16 protein-coding genes are annotated in these 17,497 nt (G+C 63.9%); 10 read left to right on the forward strand and 6 right to left on the reverse strand.

The features are described from left to right. Positions 1-105 precede the first annotated feature (105 nt). Positions 106-921, forward strand: coding sequence for a DUF4352 domain-containing protein (locus CXR29_RS06125; protein ID WP_127364145.1), 816 nt, complete (start codon positions 106-108; stop codon positions 919-921). Between the two features lie 2 nt (positions 922-923). Here CXR29_RS06125 and CXR29_RS06130 read toward each other — a convergent pair whose 3' ends face one another. After that, entirely contained in the window at positions 924-1,712 is a 789-nt protein-coding gene (locus CXR29_RS06130) for a fructosamine kinase family protein (RefSeq protein ID WP_101555141.1), read from the reverse strand. A gap of 276 nt (positions 1,713-1,988) precedes the next feature. On the opposite strand from CXR29_RS06130, the gene CXR29_RS06135 reads away from it, so the two are divergent. After that, positions 1,989-2,999, forward strand: coding sequence for a formylglycine-generating enzyme family protein (locus CXR29_RS06135; RefSeq protein WP_420897593.1), 1,011 nt, complete (start codon positions 1,989-1,991; stop codon positions 2,997-2,999). A 9-nt stretch (positions 3,000-3,008) separates the two neighbouring features. Here the strand turns inward: CXR29_RS06135 and CXR29_RS06140 are convergent, their stop codons facing one another. Further along, on the reverse strand, positions 3,009-3,941 hold the full coding sequence (locus CXR29_RS06140; RefSeq protein WP_127364146.1) for a LysR family transcriptional regulator: 933 nt from the start codon (positions 3,939-3,941) through the stop codon (positions 3,009-3,011). A 178-nt stretch (positions 3,942-4,119) separates the two neighbouring features. Between CXR29_RS06140 and CXR29_RS06145 the strand changes: the two genes are divergently transcribed. Together CXR29_RS06145 and CXR29_RS06150 are read left to right on the forward strand one after the other, a co-directional pair. Then, positions 4,120-5,469: an MFS transporter gene (locus CXR29_RS06145; protein ID WP_127364147.1), complete on the forward strand. Its 1,350-nt coding sequence runs from the start codon at positions 4,120-4,122 to the stop codon at positions 5,467-5,469. A gap of 10 nt (positions 5,470-5,479) precedes the next feature. Next, positions 5,480-6,985: an acetyl-CoA hydrolase/transferase family protein gene (locus CXR29_RS06150; RefSeq protein ID WP_127364148.1), complete on the forward strand. Its 1,506-nt coding sequence runs from the start codon at positions 5,480-5,482 to the stop codon at positions 6,983-6,985. Positions 6,986-7,015: 30 nt separating this feature from the next. Here CXR29_RS06150 and CXR29_RS06155 read toward each other — a convergent pair whose 3' ends face one another. Next, positions 7,016-8,281 (reverse strand): SLC13 family permease, encoded by a 1,266-nt coding sequence (locus CXR29_RS06155; protein ID WP_127364149.1) that lies wholly within the window; start codon positions 8,279-8,281, stop codon positions 7,016-7,018. Between the two features lie 311 nt (positions 8,282-8,592). Here CXR29_RS06155 and CXR29_RS06160 point away from each other — a divergent pair, with 311 nt between their 5' ends. The 5 genes from CXR29_RS06160 (at position 8,593) to CXR29_RS06180 (ending at position 13,779) form a co-directional block, all read left to right on the forward strand. Beyond that, positions 8,593-9,072 (forward strand): YybH family protein, encoded by a 480-nt coding sequence (locus tag CXR29_RS06160; protein WP_127364150.1) that lies wholly within the window; start codon positions 8,593-8,595, stop codon positions 9,070-9,072. Beyond that, positions 9,069-10,442: a purine-cytosine permease family protein gene (locus CXR29_RS06165; RefSeq protein WP_241241616.1), complete on the forward strand. Its 1,374-nt coding sequence runs from the start codon at positions 9,069-9,071 to the stop codon at positions 10,440-10,442. Before CXR29_RS06160 ends, CXR29_RS06165 begins: the two co-directional genes overlap by 4 nt. Positions 10,443-10,586: 144 nt before the next feature. Beyond that, a complete protein-coding gene (locus CXR29_RS06170) occupies positions 10,587-11,852 on the forward strand; it encodes a sensor histidine kinase (RefSeq protein WP_164742784.1) in 1,266 nt (421 codons plus the stop codon). Then, positions 11,849-12,499 (forward strand): response regulator transcription factor, encoded by a 651-nt coding sequence (locus CXR29_RS06175; protein WP_127364152.1) that lies wholly within the window; start codon positions 11,849-11,851, stop codon positions 12,497-12,499. Before CXR29_RS06170 ends, CXR29_RS06175 begins: the two co-directional genes overlap by 4 nt. Positions 12,500-12,621: 122 nt before the next feature. After that, positions 12,622-13,779 (forward strand): fatty acid desaturase family protein, encoded by a 1,158-nt coding sequence (locus CXR29_RS06180; RefSeq protein ID WP_241241617.1) that lies wholly within the window; start codon positions 12,622-12,624, stop codon positions 13,777-13,779. A 46-nt stretch (positions 13,780-13,825) separates the two neighbouring features. Here the strand turns inward: CXR29_RS06180 and CXR29_RS06185 are convergent, their stop codons facing one another. Beyond that, the gene (locus CXR29_RS06185; RefSeq protein ID WP_206516259.1) at positions 13,826-14,653 is read right to left on the reverse strand and encodes an MBL fold metallo-hydrolase; all 828 of its coding nucleotides are present in this window, start codon (positions 14,651-14,653) and stop codon (positions 13,826-13,828) included. 105 nt (positions 14,654-14,758) lie between these two features. Continuing rightward, the gene (locus CXR29_RS06190) at positions 14,759-15,943 is read right to left on the reverse strand and encodes an ABC transporter permease (protein WP_127364153.1); all 1,185 of its coding nucleotides are present in this window, start codon (positions 15,941-15,943) and stop codon (positions 14,759-14,761) included. Between the two features lie 91 nt (positions 15,944-16,034). On the opposite strand from CXR29_RS06190, the gene CXR29_RS17275 reads away from it, so the two are divergent. Next, positions 16,035-16,637: a TetR/AcrR family transcriptional regulator gene (locus CXR29_RS17275; protein ID WP_164742785.1), complete on the forward strand. Its 603-nt coding sequence runs from the start codon at positions 16,035-16,037 to the stop codon at positions 16,635-16,637. A gap of 31 nt (positions 16,638-16,668) precedes the next feature. Here the strand turns inward: CXR29_RS17275 and CXR29_RS06200 are convergent, their stop codons facing one another. Further along, on the reverse strand, positions 16,669-17,415 hold the full coding sequence (locus tag CXR29_RS06200) for an MgtC/SapB family protein (RefSeq protein ID WP_127365283.1): 747 nt from the start codon (positions 17,413-17,415) through the stop codon (positions 16,669-16,671). Between the last annotated feature and the right edge of the window lie 82 nt (positions 17,416-17,497).

A 17,497-nucleotide genomic window follows, 5' to 3' on the forward strand; every position in this document is an offset into this window, starting at 1 on the left:
GGTCAACCGATCGGCTGGAGTGATCCAGCCCGATTGCGGACGTGCCGGGGCGCTGATGGGACGAAGCTGGAGCAGTCAGTCAGATCCGATCTTCGAAGGAGCGTCATGTCCCACTCGCGGAATCCCCAGAACACCCCGCAGCAGCCGCAGTCACCACAGCCGCAGCACCAATGGTCCCCGCAGCACCAACCCCCTCACAACACCCACCACCAGCAACCGGCCCAGAACTTCGACCCCCAGCAATGGGCACCCGCCCAGAACGCACCAGCCTATGGAGCCGGCGGCTACCAGCAGCAGCCCTACGGGCAGAAGCCGCCGAAGCAGAAGAAGCCGCTGCTGAAGCGCTGGTGGTTCTGGCTGCTCGTCGTCGTCATCATCATCGCCGTTGCCAGCGCGATCGGAGGTGGGGGAGACGACACCGGCACGGCGGAAGGCGGCTCGTCCGACGCCCAGCAGTCGGGGGAGGCTGCGGAGAATGAGGCCGCTGAGAAGGAAGCCGCGGACAAGCCTGCCGAGGACGCTTCGTACGGTATCGGAGACACCGTGGCTGCCGATGACTGGGAGATCACCGTCGCCAAGGTCGACGATGGTGTCTCGCAGGTCGGTGACGAATTCCTCAACGCCCAGGCACAGGGACAGTTCGTCCAGGTCGAACTGTCGGTGAAGAACACCGGATCGGATCCGAGCTTCTTCTTCGAAGACGACATCAAACTCGGTGATGATTCCGGCAACACCTACTCTGCGGATTCAGAAGCCGGCATCTATGCGGCCGAGGACAACATCCTCTTCCTCGAAGAGATCAATCCCGGAAACACCGCTGAGGGCGTCCTCGTCTTCGATGTGCCCGAAGACGTCGACCCGACCACACTGACCTTCGTCGGCGGACTGTTCTCCGACCCGGTGGAGATCTCCCTGAAGTGACCTCACCGATCCAGCTGTGCCGCCCGGGCGATGACCGACCGGGCGGCACGGACCGTCTGTCCGAGGAACCCGCGCCCGAACAGACGAATGTGAGCGAGCAGCGCGAAGAAGCTGTGCGCCGGCAGGTCCTCCTGCCAGCCGTCCGGCATCGGGTGGGCGCGTTCGTAGCCGGAGAAGATCTCCTCGAGGAACGGGGTGCCGAAGAGCGCGAGCAGGGCGAGGTCTTCCAGTCGGTGACCGCCGTGTGCGGCCGGATCGATGAGAGTCACCCCGGTCGGTGTCCACATGAGGTTACCCGCCCACAGGTCCCCATGGATGCGCGCCGGTGCCTCCTCGCCCTCACCACAGATCCCGGCAAAGGCACCCGACGCGATGGTATCGATCGCCGAGGCGATCATGGCCCGATCCTCACCCTCGAGATCCCCGGCAACCGCTGTGACCAAAGGGCGCAGGCGCTGCTCGGCCCAATAGCCGGTGAAATCGCCGACGGACTCGGCGGGCACCTCAAAGGGATGATCGAGGGGGCCGAAGAATGCCTGCGGGGCCGGTGACCATCCGAACCCGGGAGCACCGGCATCGTGGAGCCGAGCGAGGTCGCGACCGAAGGCGGCGGCCGCCTCGGCGTCGGGACCGGTTTCTTCGAGACGGCGCAGCCGCAGAAAATCCGGCCCATGTTCGAGCACTTCGACGACCGGGACCACACCCGGTTCGGCCAACCATTTCAGCCCCGCGGCCTCGGCGGCGAAGAAGCCGTCCGGGGCGGACTTCCGCAGTTTGAGGAAATCAGTCATGGCCACAGGGTAGTCGGGGAAGCCATCGACCGTGTGATCTCGGATCAGCGCCCATGTTCGGCGAGGAGACCGGCCGCAGTCGCAACGAGGTCGTATCGTCGACGGTGAGCAGACCTGCCTCGATCTCGGCGGCGATGGTCTGAGTTGTCCGCGGAGTCAGCTTTCTTCACCTGAGCGAGATGACCCGGACTGTCCCCGACCCCTGCCGAGGTCATAAGGTGAACCCAGACTCTGCCCGACACAGAGGCGGAACCGGAGAGACAAGGGAGCCCAGACGTGACGACGACCGGAGATCTGAGCGCCGCCGGGGAACAGAACGACCATTCGTGCTGCGCCCCGGCGGTCAGCCGTGCCGAGGCGGCGGGCAGTCATCCTTCGAGCCCCGTTGTTCGTCCTGCTGTGCGCTCGGAATCGATGCCTGCGTTGAGCTTCGACTTCGTGACTTCCGGCGGCACCTTCGACATGGGCGATCCCTTCGGCGACGGGCACCCCTCCGACGGTGAGGGACCGCGTCACCGCGTGAGCCTCACCGAATTCGAGATCGCGACGACAAGCGTGACGAACGATGATTTCGCCCGGTTCGTCGCTGACACCGGGTATGTCACCACGGCTGAGCACCTGGGCACCTCGGCGGTGTTCACAATGCTCCTGGAATCCAATCCCGGAGCACGAGCTCACGTCCTCGGGCAGGCGCCGGGTGTGCCTTGGTGGGTGGAAGTCTCAGGGGCGAACTGGGCCGCGCCCGAAGGGCCCGGATCCACCATCGACAGTCGGGGCGACCATCCCGTCGTCCACATCAGCTGGGACGATGCCCGCGCCTTCTGCGCATGGTCCGGAACACGGCTGCCGAGCGAGGCCGAGTGGGAACTCGCGGCTCGCGGCGGACTCAAGGGCCGCCGTTATCCGTGGGGCAACCGGCTGCTGATCGACGGGGAATGGAACTGCAATATCTGGCAGGGCGAATTCCCGCGCACGAACACCCTCGACGACGGGTTCGTCGGCACCGCGCCGGCCCGACAGTTCACCCCCAACGGTCTGGGCCTGTACAACACCGTCGGCAATGTATGGGAATGGTGCGCCGACTGGTTCGCTCGCGACTACTACCAGCATTCCCCGCACTCCGATCCCCGCGGTCCCGACACCGGAGAGAAGCGGATCATGCGCGGAGGATCGTTCCTGTGCCACGACTCCTACTGCAACCGCTATCGGGTGGCAGCCCGCTCCTCGAACACACCGGATTCCTCGGCGTCGAATATCGGATTCCGGGTCGTCAGAGAGGCACACTGAGCGCTGTAGTCAACCTCGGAGTCCCTCTCCGAGGCGGCTCATCAGGCGCTCCGTCTCGACCGACAAGGTCTCGAGCGCAAAAGCCACCGTCTCACGGGCATCTGCTCCGGTCCGAGTCACGGCCGTGATGTGCCGTGACGGGGCATTGTCGCCGCTGATGGGGATCCGCCGCACCGGGTGAAGATCCTGCGACCGCGACATCCGTGAGGCCACACATACTCCGAAGCCGCCGTGGACGAGTGCGGTTCCCGTGTTCCAATCATCGGCGAAATGCCCGATGCGGGGCGCGAACCCGGCCGCCGCGCAACTGGCCATGACGAGTTGGTGGTATCCGGTGCCGGGTCTGCCCAGAATCCATGTCTCGTCGACGGTCTCGGCGATCGTGACCAATGCGCGGTCTGCCAACTGGTGGTCGAGGGGAACCATGAGATCGAGCGGATCGTCGATGAGGAAGTGGTGACTGAACCGATCATCACCGCCTGCGGGGATGTCGGGGGCCGCGACAATGATGCCGATATCGGCATCTCCGGAGAGCAGATAGTCGAAGGATTCGCTGGGTTCGGCTTCGATCGTCTGGGTCTGCATATGCGGGAACTGCTTGTTGAGAGCCCGCATCGTCGGCGGCAGCAGCAGACTGGCGGCGGTGGAGAAACCGCACAGACCCAACGAGCCGGACACAGTTTCGGAGAACCGACCGAGATCGGCCAGCGCCAACTCCCACTCCGCTGACATGACATCGACATGTCGCAGCAGCGCCTCGGCCGCCGGAGTGAGCCTGACATTGCGTCCATGCTGTTCGAGCAGAGTGACCGCGAGCTCCGCGGCGAGCTGCTTGACCTGATGGGACACCGTCGACGGCGAGTAGCGCAATGAGTGTGCTGCGGCCGTGACCGTGCCGTGTCGTTGGATCATGCTCAACATGGTGAGCCGACTGTCGATCATGTGATCCTATCGAATGGTTACGTATAAGTTCTTACGATAGACAACAATACTCGCGTGGCTCCATCATGGAACCGACAGGGCGCGACGAAGTGGTCTCCACGATCCGCAGATCCGACTTGGGGACGCACCTGCAGCTCCTGTGACCACAGATGCCGAGGCGAAGAGATGGAGGTTCCGATTGGCTGAGAACGCACGTATCAGAGGGACGAGGCGACAGCTGTGGTTCGGTGCGCTGGTCCTGCTCATCCTCTCTGCGGCCGCGAATATGGCCAGCCCTCTGTATCCGCTGCTGCAAGAAGCGCACGGTATGTCGGAATCTCTGATGACGTCGCTCTACGCTACGTATGTCTTCAGCTGTCTGCCGTCTCTGCTGCTGTTCGGATCGGCGGCGGATACCTTCGGTCGCAAGCCGGTGCTGCTGGCCGCGATCGGTCTGGTCGGGTTCGGCACGGCGATCTTCGGGATCGACACGGCGGGAATCGCCGGCCTGTTCATCGGCAGGGCACTGGTCGGCATCGGACTCGGGCTCGGCACAGGTGCCGGAATCGCTCTGATGGTCGAGGCTTCACCGGCACGAAGAGTCTGGTTGGGATCGACTCTGGCGACGGTCTCGTTCGTCCTGGGGTCGGGACTCGGCCCGATACTCGCCGGTGTCGTCTCCTCGCTGTCGACCGCGCCGCTCTTTCTGCCGTTCCTCGTCATGGTGGTCCTCATCGTCATCGTCATGGTCCTCATCGCGATGATGCCGCTGCAGCGGCCGATCACACGCCAGCGATGGAGGCCGACGTGGCCGTCCGTGCCGGGAGCCATGCGCACAAGCTTCAACATCGCCGCACTGACCGGCTTCATCGGCTGGACGGCTCTTGGTCTCTTCCTTGCTCTGCTGCCGTCGATGGCGCAATCGATCATCCCGAAATCGGGCACCCTGACCTCCGGACTCATCGTCGGCTCGGTTCTGGTCGTCTCGGCCGCGAGCCAGCTGATAGCGCCGAAGCTCCAGCCTCGCGCGGCGCAGACCCTGGGGCTGACGCTCATGGGACTCGGAGCGGCTCTTCTGCTGTCATCGAATCTGCCGGAGATCAGCCCTTCGGCGGTGAAGATCATCATGGTGTTCGCAGCCGTGGCCACGGGCGTCGGTCACGGGCTGAGCTACTGGGGAGCCAACCGGGAGATCGACGTGCTCACTCCGCCGAAGAACCGTGCCGGCATATCCGCGGCACTCTATCTCGCCTTCTACGCCGGCGCCGGTGCGCCGGCTGCCATCGTCGGGGTGCTGGCGCTGAGTATGCCTCTGGTCATCGGCACGATGATCTTCACCTTGGCTCTGCTGTTGGCGACGATCGTCGCGATTCCAGTGCCGAGCCTGTCTCAGACGGCGATTCGACAGTCGAAGGCTGAGCCTGTGATCCGACGCAGCGAATCCGAGTCGGCATTCGGCTTCGTCGAGGTCGGGCGCGTCGACGACGGCCGCGGTGCGTCCGACGGCGACAGCAGGACCGCCTCGGCCGAGCATATTGTCGCCCGATAGACTTCAAGTCATGTCGAGAATCACCTGCCCCGAACTGAGCACGAAGAGTGTCACCGCAGACGTTGCGGCCCGCCATATCGACAATGGCCAACGCGTGGCGATGAGCGGTTTCACCGGTTCGGGCTACCCGAAGGCAGTGCCGGGGGCAGTGGCCGCACGCGCTCGGGCCGCACACGAGAAGGGCGAAGACTTCCGCGTCGAACTGTGGACGGGAGCTTCGACGGCACCGGAACTCGACGGAGTGCTGGCCGAAGCGAACGCGGTGAGCAAGCGTCTGCCGTTCCAATCCGATCCGGCGATGCGGGTCTCGATCAATTCCGGCGACACCGCTTATGTCGATACTCACCTCAGCCATGCGGCGCAGCAGGCGTGGTTCGGCTTCTACGGCAACCTCGACGTCGCCGTCGTCGAAGTCGCGGCGATCCTGCCCAACGGTCTGCTGGTGCCCGGCAGCTCCGTCGGGAACTCGAAGACGTGGCTCGACCTGGCCGATAAGGTCATCCTCGAAGTCAACGATTGGCACCCGCGTGGGTACGAAGGCTTCCACGACGTCTACTACGGAACCCGGCGCCCGCCCGAGCGGCTGCCGATCCAGCTGCTCGAGCCGATGCAGCGCATCGGTGACCCCTATCTGCGTGTCGACCCGGCGAAGGTCGTCGCCGTGGTGGAGACGAACGCGCCGGACCGGAACCTGCCGTTCAAACCCGCCGACGAGGATTCGAAGGCGATTGCGAGCCACCTCGTTGATTTCCTTCGTCATGAGATCGCAGCCGATCGACTGCCACCGGAGCTGCTGCCGCTGCAGTCAGGTGTCGGCAATGTCGCCAACGCGGTGATGGGCAATCTCGCTGACAGCGAGTTCGCGGGACTGACCGCCTATACGGAAGTCATCCAGGACGGAATGCTCGACCTCATCGACAGCGGAAAGCTCACCTCGGTGTCGGCGACGGCGTTCTCACTCTCGGCCGAACGGGCAGCGGACTTCAACGACCGGATCGAGTCGTACAAGGGCCGGATCCTGCTGCGCACCCAGGAGATGTCGAACCACCCCGAAGCGATCCGCCGCCTCGGCATCATCGCCATCAACGGGATGGTCGAAGCCGATATCTACGGCAACGTGAACTCCACGCACGTGACCGGATCGTCGATCATCAACGGCATCGGCGGCTCCGGTGACTTCGCCCGCAACGCCTACCTCAACTTCTTCGTGTCGAGTTCGCAGGCCAAAGCGGGAGCGATTTCTGCGATCGTGCCGTTCGCCAGCCATATCGACCACACCGAACACGACACTCAGATCCTCGTCACCGAACGGGGCCTGGCCGATCTGCGCGGACTGCCGCCGGTGGCCAGGGCACGGAAGATCATCGACAACTGCGCCCACCCGGACTACCGGGACCGTCTCACCGACTACCTCGAACGTGCGATCGCGGCGAACCCGACCGGTCGGCACACCCCGCACATCCTCGCCGAGGCTCTGTCCTGGCACGAGAATTTCCTTACGACCGGTCACATGTGATCAGCTGCGGGGCCGTACGGCCCCGCCGGTTCAGCTGCCGATGATGGTCCGTGCTGCCGCGACCACCCAGGCGAGCCCGGGCCCGATGAGGCACATGAGACCGGCGTAGCCGATCATCTGTCTGTAGTAGCGGTCGCGAATGCTCGGATGGACGTTCGCCAGGAGCATGGCGCCGTTGGTGGAGAACGGACTGATGTCGACGATGGTCGCGGCGATCGCCAGAGCCGCGACGAATCCGCCGACATGGACGTCTCCCGATTCGAGGAACGGCACCGCCAGAGCGATGACGACCCCGATGATCGCCAGAGACGACGCCAGCGCTGAGATCAGACCCGACATGTAGAACAGGAGCAGCGCCGCCAACAGCGGTACGCCGATCGCTGAGATTCCGGCCGACACCCATTCGACGGTTCCGGCTTCCTGAAGAACTGCGATGTAGGTGAGCACACCGCAGATGAGGATGACGATCGACCACGAGACCTTCGACATCGCGGCTTTGCCTGCGGCGGGATCGATGGCGGCGAGGATCACCGAGATCGTGATGGTCACCAGGCCCACATCCCAGCTGAAGATGATCACTGAGAGCGCCATGGCGATGAGCCCGATGAGGGTCGGGATCTGAGAGCGTGTGAGCCGGATGGTGGTTCCGTCGTTGCCGACGGACTCGGTTTGGGTGAGTGCGTCGTCGGCTTCGGCGCGCAATCCGGGCCTGCGATGGAGGACGAACCAGACGACGACAGCGAAGGCGGCGTTGAACACGAACGGAGCGAGGAACAAGGTCAGCGGCGTCGGTGTGAGACCGTTCGTGGTCAGATAGTCATTGATGAAGATGCCGTAGACGCTGATCGGGGAGAACGCGCCGGCCAATGCTCCGTGCACGACGAGCAGACCGACCATGAACTGATTGATCCGGTGCCGGCGTGCGAACGACAGCGCCAACGGGGCGATGATGGCCACCGCGAAGAGCGCTCCCAGCGAGATGAGGACAGCCGTCAGTGCGAAGAAGATCCACGGCATGAGTCCGACGCGCCCGCCGACGAGCTTCACGCACCAGCGGACGATCACTTCGATGGCGCCGTTGTTCTGGGCGAATCCGAAGAGGTAGGTCAGGCCCACAAGGGTGAGGAAGAGATCAACGGGAAATCCTGCAAGGAACTCGTCGGGTGCTTGGTGGAGGACGAGGCCGCCGACCCCGGCAGCTGCGAGGAAGCCGAGGAGTCCCATGTTGATGTCTCGCCAGGTTCCGATGATGAACATCAGTCCGAGGACGATTACGCAGATCAGTTCTGCACTCATGAGTTCAGCTTCTCCTCCGAACGTCAGCCGGGGAATGTCCGGCGGCACACGGGCATGTGACTCAAATTCATGCATGTCACCTGGTGCGATCAGGTCCATTCGGCATATGAACTCACAGCGACGCTCATCGGAAGAATTCACGCGCCGATTCGCCGCTTCGTATAACTGAGGGCAGAATTCGTCCATCGCGGATAATGCGGACGGTCACAGACTCGTTAGTGTGTCATTCAGCTTCATCGGGCCGCACGTGAGTCGTTTGGACTCAGCGCGGCATCCTCCTTCTCTCAGTCTGCGAAAGGTCGCCGTCGATCATGAACGAATCCACACCGGAGCCCAGCGAATCAGATGTGCTCACGGCCGCCTCGGCGATCGTCGATGCCTTCGCCGCCACGGACACTCAGTCGTATTTCTCCCGGTTCGCCGAGGACGCCTCCTTCGTCTTCCACCCCGAAACGCGACGCCTGAACACTCGTGCGGAATATGAAAGGGAGTGGGCTTCGTGGTTGGCCGACGGTTGGTCAGCGGCCGCTTGCACCTCATCGGACCGGCTCGTGCAGACCTTCCCCGGCGGAGCCGTCTTCTCCCACACCGTCGATACGACCGTGAACACCGCAGACGGGCGGGAATCGTACCGGGAACGCGAATCGATCGTCTTCCGCCGCCTCGGTGACGGTGAACTCATCGCCATCCACGAACACCTCTCCACGGTCCCGGACCCTGCCGACGGCTCGTCGGCGCCTGGTCCCAGTGCCGCCGAGAGCACACCCGACACCGAGGAGGCCGCACTGTGAACTGGTACCGCCGTCTTGAACAGCGATTGGAATCCGGGCACGATTCCGGAGTCATCCGCGGGACCCTGAGCGGGGGACGGATGTTCATGATCTGGCTGGCCGCGAACCTCGTCGTCACGACCCTGCTGACCGGAACTCTGTTCGTTCCCGGCATCGACTTCACCACAGCGGTCATCGTCATCATTCTCGGGACGGCCATCGGCACCATCGTGCTCACGCTCATCGGCAACATCGGCACCCGTACGGGCTTGGCGACCATGGCCATCACCCGCGGTGCCTTCGGCGCCAAGGGCAGCTTCCTGCCGGTCGCCGCCAATGTCATCATCCTCATGGGCTGGAGCTGGGTGCAGGCCATGTTGGCGGGAATCAGCGTCAACTATGTGGTCGCCCAGACGACGGGATTCTCCAACCCGATCCTCTTCTCCGTGCTCTGCCAGGCGCTCGTTGTCGGGTTGGCGATTCTCGGCCATGAGGGCATCGAGAAGGCCGAACCGTGGTTCGCTCTTCTCATCCTGCTGGTCATGGCTTATATCTTCGTCATCGCCTTCACCGGACACTCACCGAGCGAGTACGCGGGAATCGAAAGCCTCCCGGCACTCGAGTTCACTCCGGTCCTCGCACTCGACATCGTCATCTCCACGGCCATCTCCTGGACCGTGCTCTCCGGTGACCTCAACCGTTTGGCCGGCACCCAGAAAGCCGGAATCGTCGGATCGGGGTTGGGCTACCTGACTTCGACCGTGCTGGCGATGCTGCTGGGGCTCACTGCCTTCAGCTTCATCCTGCTCGATGGGGGAGACCCGGCCGCGTTCGACCCGACTGCGCTGGCCGCCGAGTTCGGGTGGGCATTGGCCATCGTCATCTTCCTCTCCGTCATGGCCACGAACACGATGGTCGTCTACGGAATGGTCAACTCCGTCGTCGGCGCACAGAGCCGAACGAAGCTGAAGTTCCTGCCCACGGCGCTCATCCTCGGCGCGATCTCGATCATCGGTTCGACATGGTTGGCCCTGCTCGACCAGTACACCGACTTCCTGGTGATGATCGGAGCGTTCTTCGTCCCCGTGTTCGCCATCCTCATCGTCGACTACTACATCATCAAACGCCGTGCCTACTCACCCGACATCCTCAAGGACTCCGGCGGCCTCTACTCCTACACGCGCGGAATCAATTGGGTGGCCGTCGGGGTGTGGGTCCTCGGGGCACTGGCTTCCTACGTGCTCACCTACGCCTATCCGAGCCCGATAGGAGCGACGATCCCGTCCTTCGCCAGCTCCTTCGTGCTCTACCTCGCGCTGTCCTGGAGCAGTCGGGAGAAGTTCGCGACAACGGAACACGCGCACCTGTCCGAAGGGATCCGCGGAGACTGAACGCGGCCTGTCTGTTTACGGTCGTAGCCTGACCACCATGTGCCGTTCCCAGGTGATGAAGCAGTCCACACGCTATGATCGCACCGGTCGGCCGGAATCACAGAAGGGAACCCGGTGTCTGTGATGGTAATCTTCGACAGGTTCATGCCACCGAACCGTCGACTCAATCCCGAGGCGCTGGCCTGGGTTGCGGTGATCGTTCTCGCCATCGTCATGCTCGCGGTGGAATCGTCGATCGCCGTCTCGGTCAACGAGGCTCCCGTCGCATTGGCCTTCGTCGTCACGATCGTCCACGTCGGGTCCATGCCGCTGTCGATGTTGCGCCCGCTCTTCGGCACGCTCATGTCGATCGGCGCCTGCACGGTGCTGCCGCTGTTGGGGCCTCACGTGTCCGGTGTGCCGTGGCCGTGGATGGTTCCGATGATGATCACGCAGATCGTCATCATCCTCATCAACGGACTCCGGGCCCACTGGGGAGTGGCCTTGGCCGCACTGCTCGGCAGCATCGGGGGCTCGGCAGCCGCGGTGCTCATCACTCATCTGCTGGTGGCAGACACCCGTACCGACGGCGCAATCGTCAACATCCTCATCTACTCCTGCATCGCCGGCGGCGTGTATCTCGCCGCAGTCATCGTCCAGCAATGGCAGCTCATCCGCTCCCAACTGGTCCAGGAGAAGGAGAACACCGCGGAGGAGCACTCCAAACGCGTGACCATCGAGGAGAAGGCGCGCATCGCCCGGGAACTCCACGACATCGTCGCCCACAGCATGTCGATCATCAACATCCAAGCCTCCAGCGCACCGTTCCGCCACTCCGGAATCGACGCGGAGGTGGCCAAAGAGTTCGAAGACATCTCCACTTCCGCCCGCACCGCGCTGACAGAGATGCGCGGACTGCTCAGCGTCCTGCGCAACGATGAGGGCGGAGGCGAACTGGCACCGCAGCCGAAGTTCTCCGAGATCGATGCTCTCATCGAGAAGGCCCGACACGCCGGAGTGCAGGTCACCGTTGAACGCAGCGGCGAACCGATCGACCACCTCATGCGCGACAGCACCGGACTCGCCGGCTACCGCATCATCCAAGAGGCCCTGAGCAACGCGATACGCCACGCCCGCAACTCCGCCATCGCCATCCGCATTCGTGGGGCCAGCTCAGCCGTCTGGATCAGCGTCACCAACGACCACGGCGACGGTCCCAGCGAAGCGGCGAAGCACGACAAGCACGACCGGCAGGGACTGATCGGCATGCGCGAACGCGCAGCCTCCGTAGGCGGGGAGATCCGCACCGGGGCCACAGCCGACGGGGGATTCGAGGTCGAAGCGGTGCTGCCGCTCGCGCCCCGCGAACGCCCCACCGACGGCAGCGAATCGACCACCGACGCACCGGTGACGGACAAGGAGACCCCATGATCAGAATCGTCATCGCCGATGACCAGGCGATGGTGCGCGCCGGTTTCGCCGCACTGCTGAACGCCCATGCCGATATCGAGGTCGTCGGACAGGCCGAAGACGGTGCACAAAGCGTCGATCTCGTCGTCGACCTTGCCCCCGACATCGTCCTCATGGACGTCCGGATGCCGCTCATGGACGGAATCGAAGCGACTCGCACGATCGTCGCCGCGAATGCCGCGACCCGGATCATCATGCTCACCACCTTCGACATCGACGACTATGTCTTCGACGCCATCCGTGCCGGGGCCAGCGGATTCCTCCTCAAGGATGCTCCGCCCGCTGAACTCGCCGAGGCGGTCCGCATCGTCGCGGGAGGCGAAGCGCTGCTGGCCCCGAGCGTGACCAAGCGAGTCATCGAGCACTTCGCTACCGGTGGGAAGACGGCCAACCGCACAGCGCTGCCCGAACTCACGGACCGGGAACGCGAGATCCTCATCCAAGTCGCACGCGGAGCTTCGAACACAGAGATCGCGTCGAGCCTGCACATCGCGGTGCAGACCGTGAAGACCCACGTCTCCCGGATCCTGTACAAACTCGATGCCCGCGACCGCGCCCAAGCAGTCATCGCCGCCTACGAATCCGGTCTCGTCATTCCCAACAGCTGAGTCCGAGCGCTCGTCTTCGTCTCGCACCCCCTACCCGAGTAGGGGGTGAAGAACGGCTCCCTGGGGTGACGAAAAACCGGGCGGATCTCCATACGGTGGGAACCATGAACCCGTCTGACCTCATGACATCTGAACCGACTTCCCCAGCTGCGACGCCGTTGTCGACTCCGGCACCGGATCGCGCGTCCCGGGCCGAGGTGCTCGAACGCAGGCGAGCGAAGAGGGGGACCGCCGAACAGGAATTCACCAGCGACTTCAGCGCGCTGATGGCTCAGGTCAAGGAAGCGGGACTGCTGGCCAGGCGGCCGGGTTGGAACACGCTGCGCTTCGTCCTCCTCGGGCTCGGTTACGTTGTGGCTTTCGGAATGCTCTTCCTCATCGGTGAGAGTTGGTGGCAGATGGCGACTGCGGTCGTCTTCGGTGCACTGTTCACTCAGACCGCCTATGTCGCCCATGACGCGGCGCACCGCCAGATCTTCACCAATGGAAAGACAGGGGAGTGGGTGTCGACGATCATCGGCAACCTCTTCATCGGTCTGAGCTACGGATGGTGGCTGAAGAAGCACAATGCGCTTCACCATGCCAATCCGAACAAGGCCGGAGTCGACGGAGACATCGCTCCCGGCGCCCTCGTCTTCACTCCCGAGGATGCATGTGAACGCACAGGCCTGGCCAAATGGTTCGCCGCACGTCAGGGCTGGTTCTTCCTGCCGCTGCTGACCCTGGCCGGCCTCCAGCTGCACGTCGAATCCGTCAAAGCCATCGTCCGGGGACAGTCGTCGATCAAACGCCGTTGGATCGAAGGCGTCTTCATCGGAATCCGCCTCATCGGGTTCCCCGCGCTCGCCATCTGGGCGGCAGGTCCTCTCATCGGCAGCGTCTTCTTCCTCGTCCAGCTCGCCGTCTTCGGCGTGCATATGGGCGGATCTTTTGCCCCCAACCACAAAGGCCAGCCGATCGTACCCAAAGATGTGAAGATCGACTTCCTGCGCCGTCAGACGCTGATGTCACGCAATATCTCCGGCGGTCGCTTCATGGGATTCCTCATGGGCGGTCTGAACTATCAGATCGAACACCATCTGTTCCCCAGCATGCCGAGCGTCAACCTGCACCGGGTGCAGCCGATGGTCCGCGAATACTGCCGCCAGAAGGACATCACCTACACCGAGACGACTCTGCTCGAGTCCTACAAGATCATCATCGCCTACCTCAACCGGGTGGGCCTCGGCGAAGCAGACCCCTTCGACTGCCCCATCACAGCGCAGTTCCGGTCGCGCTGAGACACCGACGTCCGGTCCGTGCGCACTGGCAGACAGTCGGGAGAGCTCAGGTGAGCCGATCGTGTTCACCGGAGACCCATTCGGCATAGCGCTTGGCCGACGTCTGCACCGCTGAGTGAGCTTCGGAGGCGATCGACTGGCCGAAGTTGCCGTACATGCGGTCGAAGTCGAGATCGTTCACCGAGGCTGCGATGCGCCGAACGACTGCCGCCGACAGCGGCAGGTAGTTCGGGAAGCTGCGCATGAATGTCACCCATCCCGACCGCGCCACCGGACCGATGGAATCTCCGCTGAGCATGACCCCGGTGCCGTCGGCGCCCGTCCATACCGCTACAGCGCTGCCCGGGAAATGACCGCCGGTGCGTCGGAGTCTCACTCCGGGGACCGGTTCCGCCTCGTGGAAATAGGGGCAGATGGCCCGCCCAGTCCGCTGCACCCAGTCGAGATCGGCTCGGCACACGAAGACGGGGGCATCGTCGAAAGCGGCACTCCACTCCAACTGGGTGCCGAACATATGCGGGTGGCTGGCGGCGATGCCGGCGACTCCGCCGAGGTCACGGACCGCTGTAACCGCCTCGGCGTCGATATAGGCGGGCACGTCGAAGAGCATATTGCCGGCATCGGTGCAGGCGAGATAACAGGTCTGGCCGATTCCGAGCTTCGGTTCGACGCGGATGGCGAAGAGGCCGGGTTCGCGTTCGGAAATGGTGAGGCGGTGGCCCTCGGACTCGAGTTCCGTCCGCGTCGTCCACTGCTGGCCGGAGGCAGGGACCCACTGCCGGTCATCCTCGCAGATCGGGCACAAGTCGGGCAGAGGGGTCGTCGTCTCCACCCCGCAGGTGCGGCAGATCGTCACATCGGATAATGCCACCATGTCATCCTCTCGGTCCCACACGTGAAACCACAGACTCCCACCGAGCCTAGTCCTCACATGAAGTGAAGACCAGGATCGGTGGGAGTCCCACCGCTGCGCGGCCCGTCAGTGTGCGGCGGCGTGCGCCTTCCTGTGGGCGATGACATGGCCGACGAGGATGAGCGCGATGCCGCCGGCGAGCCAGGCGCTGAGCACCCACCACTGGAGCGCCATGGGCGCGTCGGGGAAGTAGGAGAGATCGAGCAGCAGGGTGCCCGCAGCACCCGGGACGAAGAACTGGCCGATGTCACCCCATGAACCGGCGAGGAACTCCTTCGGCTGGTTGAGCGAGGCGATCGGGTTGCCGATCAGCATCGTCAGCACCGCACCGATGGCGATGCCGGCAGGACCGATGAGCGAAACGAAGCCGTTGATCAGCCCGACCGTCGCCGCGATCGAGAGCCCGATCGCCAGTGCGTTGAGGCCGAAATTCCCCTGCAGGATCCCGAACCAGGTCTGCATGATCAGCGCCAGGGCCAGTCCGCCGACGATTCCGTAGACGACGGTGCCGACCAGGCGCATCCGCCGCGAGCGGATGCCCATGCTGGTGAGCACACCTCCGACGATTCCGCCGAGGGTCAGGGGCAGTCCCGCGATGGCCAGTCCCGCGCCGGAGGGATCGTCATCGGAGAGCGGAACGACGTCGGTGATCTTCACCTGCGGAATCTCCATCGCCGAGGCGGCCGGATCGGCGCCTTCTCCCGCCGGGTTGCTCTGGGGTGGGGCCTGGCCGGCGGCCGCGGCTTCGAGGGCCTTCTGCATCTGCTCCTGCATCTTCTTCGTGCCTTCCTGAAGGCCCGAGATCGCCTGCTGGTCGATGTTGTGCTGCATCTGGGTGCCGATTCCGCTGAGCTGCTGCGCGACTGCTGGGGAGGCGGCCTTGGCGATGAGGATCTCCGGTTCGTCCTCGAGGACGAAGGCTCCGTAGACCTCACGCTCCTTGATGAGCTGCACCGCCTCGGCGCGGGAATCGACGCGCTTGAGATCGAGCATGCCGTCGGGGGCGTTGCCGGAGATCCGGTCGATCTGCTCTTCATCACCGACGGCGGCGATCGGCAGATCCTTGGGATCCGAGGTCACGGTCGGCCAGCTGAAGGCGAGCAGTACGAGGCTGACGACGGCTGCGGCAAGGGCGGCGACGAGGACGGCCCGTCCGAACTGCGGGGGAGCATCCTGGGCTGTCGTCGCCGGTGTCGTGCTCGCGGCCGAACGGTCGGCCGCGTCTTCTCGGCCGAGTATCTGGGTCGGCATGTCTGTCCAATCATCGAAAACGAATACTCGTTCATTATGAAACCATCGGCTAGGATATATCAAGAATGGCCATTCGTTTTTAGGGGGAGAAGTGCCGAAGGTCACCGAGGAGCACAAGGCCGCGATGCGTACCAGGATCCAAGATGCGGCTCTGACATGCTTTGCCCGCAAAGGATTCGCCGGTGCGTCGATGGCCGATATCGTCAAGGAGGCGGGGCTGTCGGCCGGAGCCGTCTATGTCTACTATGCGTCGAAGGCCGACCTGATGATCGACGTCGCCCGCCGGGTGATGGGGCCGCGCATGGCGGTGCTCGATGCAGCCACATCCGGTGGTGAGGTGACGGCTCCTGCGGAGGTGTTCGTCGAGATCATCGATTCACTGCTCATCGACAACCCGTTCTCACCGGTGATGGTTCAGGTGTGGGGTGAGTCCTCCTACGACATGGAGTTCGCGAATTTCGCCAGGGGTACCTTCGAAACGCTCATCGCAGAGTTCACCGACTACCTCGCTCTCTACTTGCAGGACCAACGGGGAGTGGATGCAGAGACCGCGCGGGCTCGGGCCGCGGTTCTGGTGCCCGGCCTGCTGGCCATGATCCAGGGCGCAGTCGTCCAGTCGACCGTCTTCGGCGAACCCTCCAGAGTGCGAGTCCGTGCCGGAATCGAAGCCGTGCTCTCTAACATCGAGTTCTGAGTCAGCGTCGACTTCTTCGTTCCTCCGCTGCTCAGACGGAGTCGCCGTCGTCATCGACCGAATGGACGCGGTCTTCGCGCATGCTCACCGTTTCGACTCCGTTCAGCTCCATGAGCGGGGCCACAAGCAGGTGCAGGGGTCGTTTTCCGTTGAATCTCACGTCGACCTGGACCATCCGCGTCCCGTCGGCGGACTCGAACCGCCGCGAATCGACGATGGTGTTCTTGAATCCCATTTGGCCGGCGAGGGCGAGGATCTCGCGGAGGACTCCCGCTCCGTCGCGGTAGGACACCCGCAGCAGTTTGCGGTGGTCGCTGTTGGGGATCTTGCGGATCAGGGGAGCGATGACGAAGAGCGTGAACAGGTGGAGGGCAGTGAGCATCGTCGCCAAGAGCAGCATCCCGGCGCCGCAGGCCATACCGACGGCGGCCGTGACCCAGATCGTCGCGGCAGTGGTGAGCCCGCGGACCATGTTGCGTCCCTTGAAGATCACTCCGGCGCCGAGGAAGCCGATGCCGGAGACGATCTGCGCGGAGATCCGTGAAGGATCGAGGCGGACGTCGTTGTCGAGCACGCCTTCGAACCCATAGGCGGAGATCAGCGTGAAGGCGCAGGTGCCGATGCCGACGAGCACGTGGGTGCGGTAGCCGGCAGCCTTCTGCCTGAACTGTCGTTCGAAGCCGATGAATGAGCACAGGACGAAGCTGGCCAGCAGCAGACCGGCCTGGAGCAGTCCTGCGCTGCCCAGGATGTTCTCAAACGACGAGGAGTTGACCATAGTCACTTCACCATAGCCCCACCCAACCCCCTAGTTGCTACCTGACGGCGGCCCAGCAACCTCGCGCGAGGTTGCTGGGCCG

The sequence above is a fragment of the Brevibacterium linens genome (genome assembly GCF_003999335.1).
In the GTDB taxonomy this organism is placed as follows: Bacteria; Actinomycetota; Actinomycetes; order Actinomycetales; family Brevibacteriaceae; genus Brevibacterium; species Brevibacterium linens.

Excerpts from the sequence above, each read along its gene's own strand:
- CXR29_RS06170 (WP_164742784.1), top strand. The coding sequence starts at position 10,587 with ATGCCACCGAACCGTCGACTCAATCCCGAGGCGCTGGCCTGGGTTGCG.
- CXR29_RS06130 (WP_101555141.1), bottom strand. The coding sequence starts at position 1,712 with ATGACTGATTTCCTCAAACTGCGGAAGTCCGCCCCGGACGGCTTCTTC.
- CXR29_RS06185 (WP_206516259.1), bottom strand. The coding sequence starts at position 14,653 with ATGGTGGCATTATCCGATGTGACGATCTGCCGCACCTGCGGGGTGGAG.
- CXR29_RS06180 (WP_241241617.1), top strand. The coding sequence starts at position 12,622 with ATGACATCTGAACCGACTTCCCCAGCTGCGACGCCGTTGTCGACTCCG.
- CXR29_RS06190 (WP_127364153.1), bottom strand. The coding sequence starts at position 15,943 with ATGCCGACCCAGATACTCGGCCGAGAAGACGCGGCCGACCGTTCGGCC.
- CXR29_RS06200 (WP_127365283.1), bottom strand. The coding sequence starts at position 17,415 with ATGGTCAACTCCTCGTCGTTTGAGAACATCCTGGGCAGCGCAGGACTG.
- CXR29_RS06150 (WP_127364148.1), top strand. The coding sequence starts at position 5,480 with ATGTCGAGAATCACCTGCCCCGAACTGAGCACGAAGAGTGTCACCGCA.
- CXR29_RS06175 (WP_127364152.1), top strand. The coding sequence starts at position 11,849 with ATGATCAGAATCGTCATCGCCGATGACCAGGCGATGGTGCGCGCCGGT.
- CXR29_RS06125 (WP_127364145.1), top strand. The coding sequence starts at position 106 with ATGTCCCACTCGCGGAATCCCCAGAACACCCCGCAGCAGCCGCAGTCA.
- CXR29_RS06160 (WP_127364150.1), top strand. The coding sequence starts at position 8,593 with ATGAACGAATCCACACCGGAGCCCAGCGAATCAGATGTGCTCACGGCC.
- CXR29_RS06140 (WP_127364146.1), bottom strand. The coding sequence starts at position 3,941 with ATGATCGACAGTCGGCTCACCATGTTGAGCATGATCCAACGACACGGC.
- CXR29_RS06155 (WP_127364149.1), bottom strand. The coding sequence starts at position 8,281 with ATGAGTGCAGAACTGATCTGCGTAATCGTCCTCGGACTGATGTTCATC.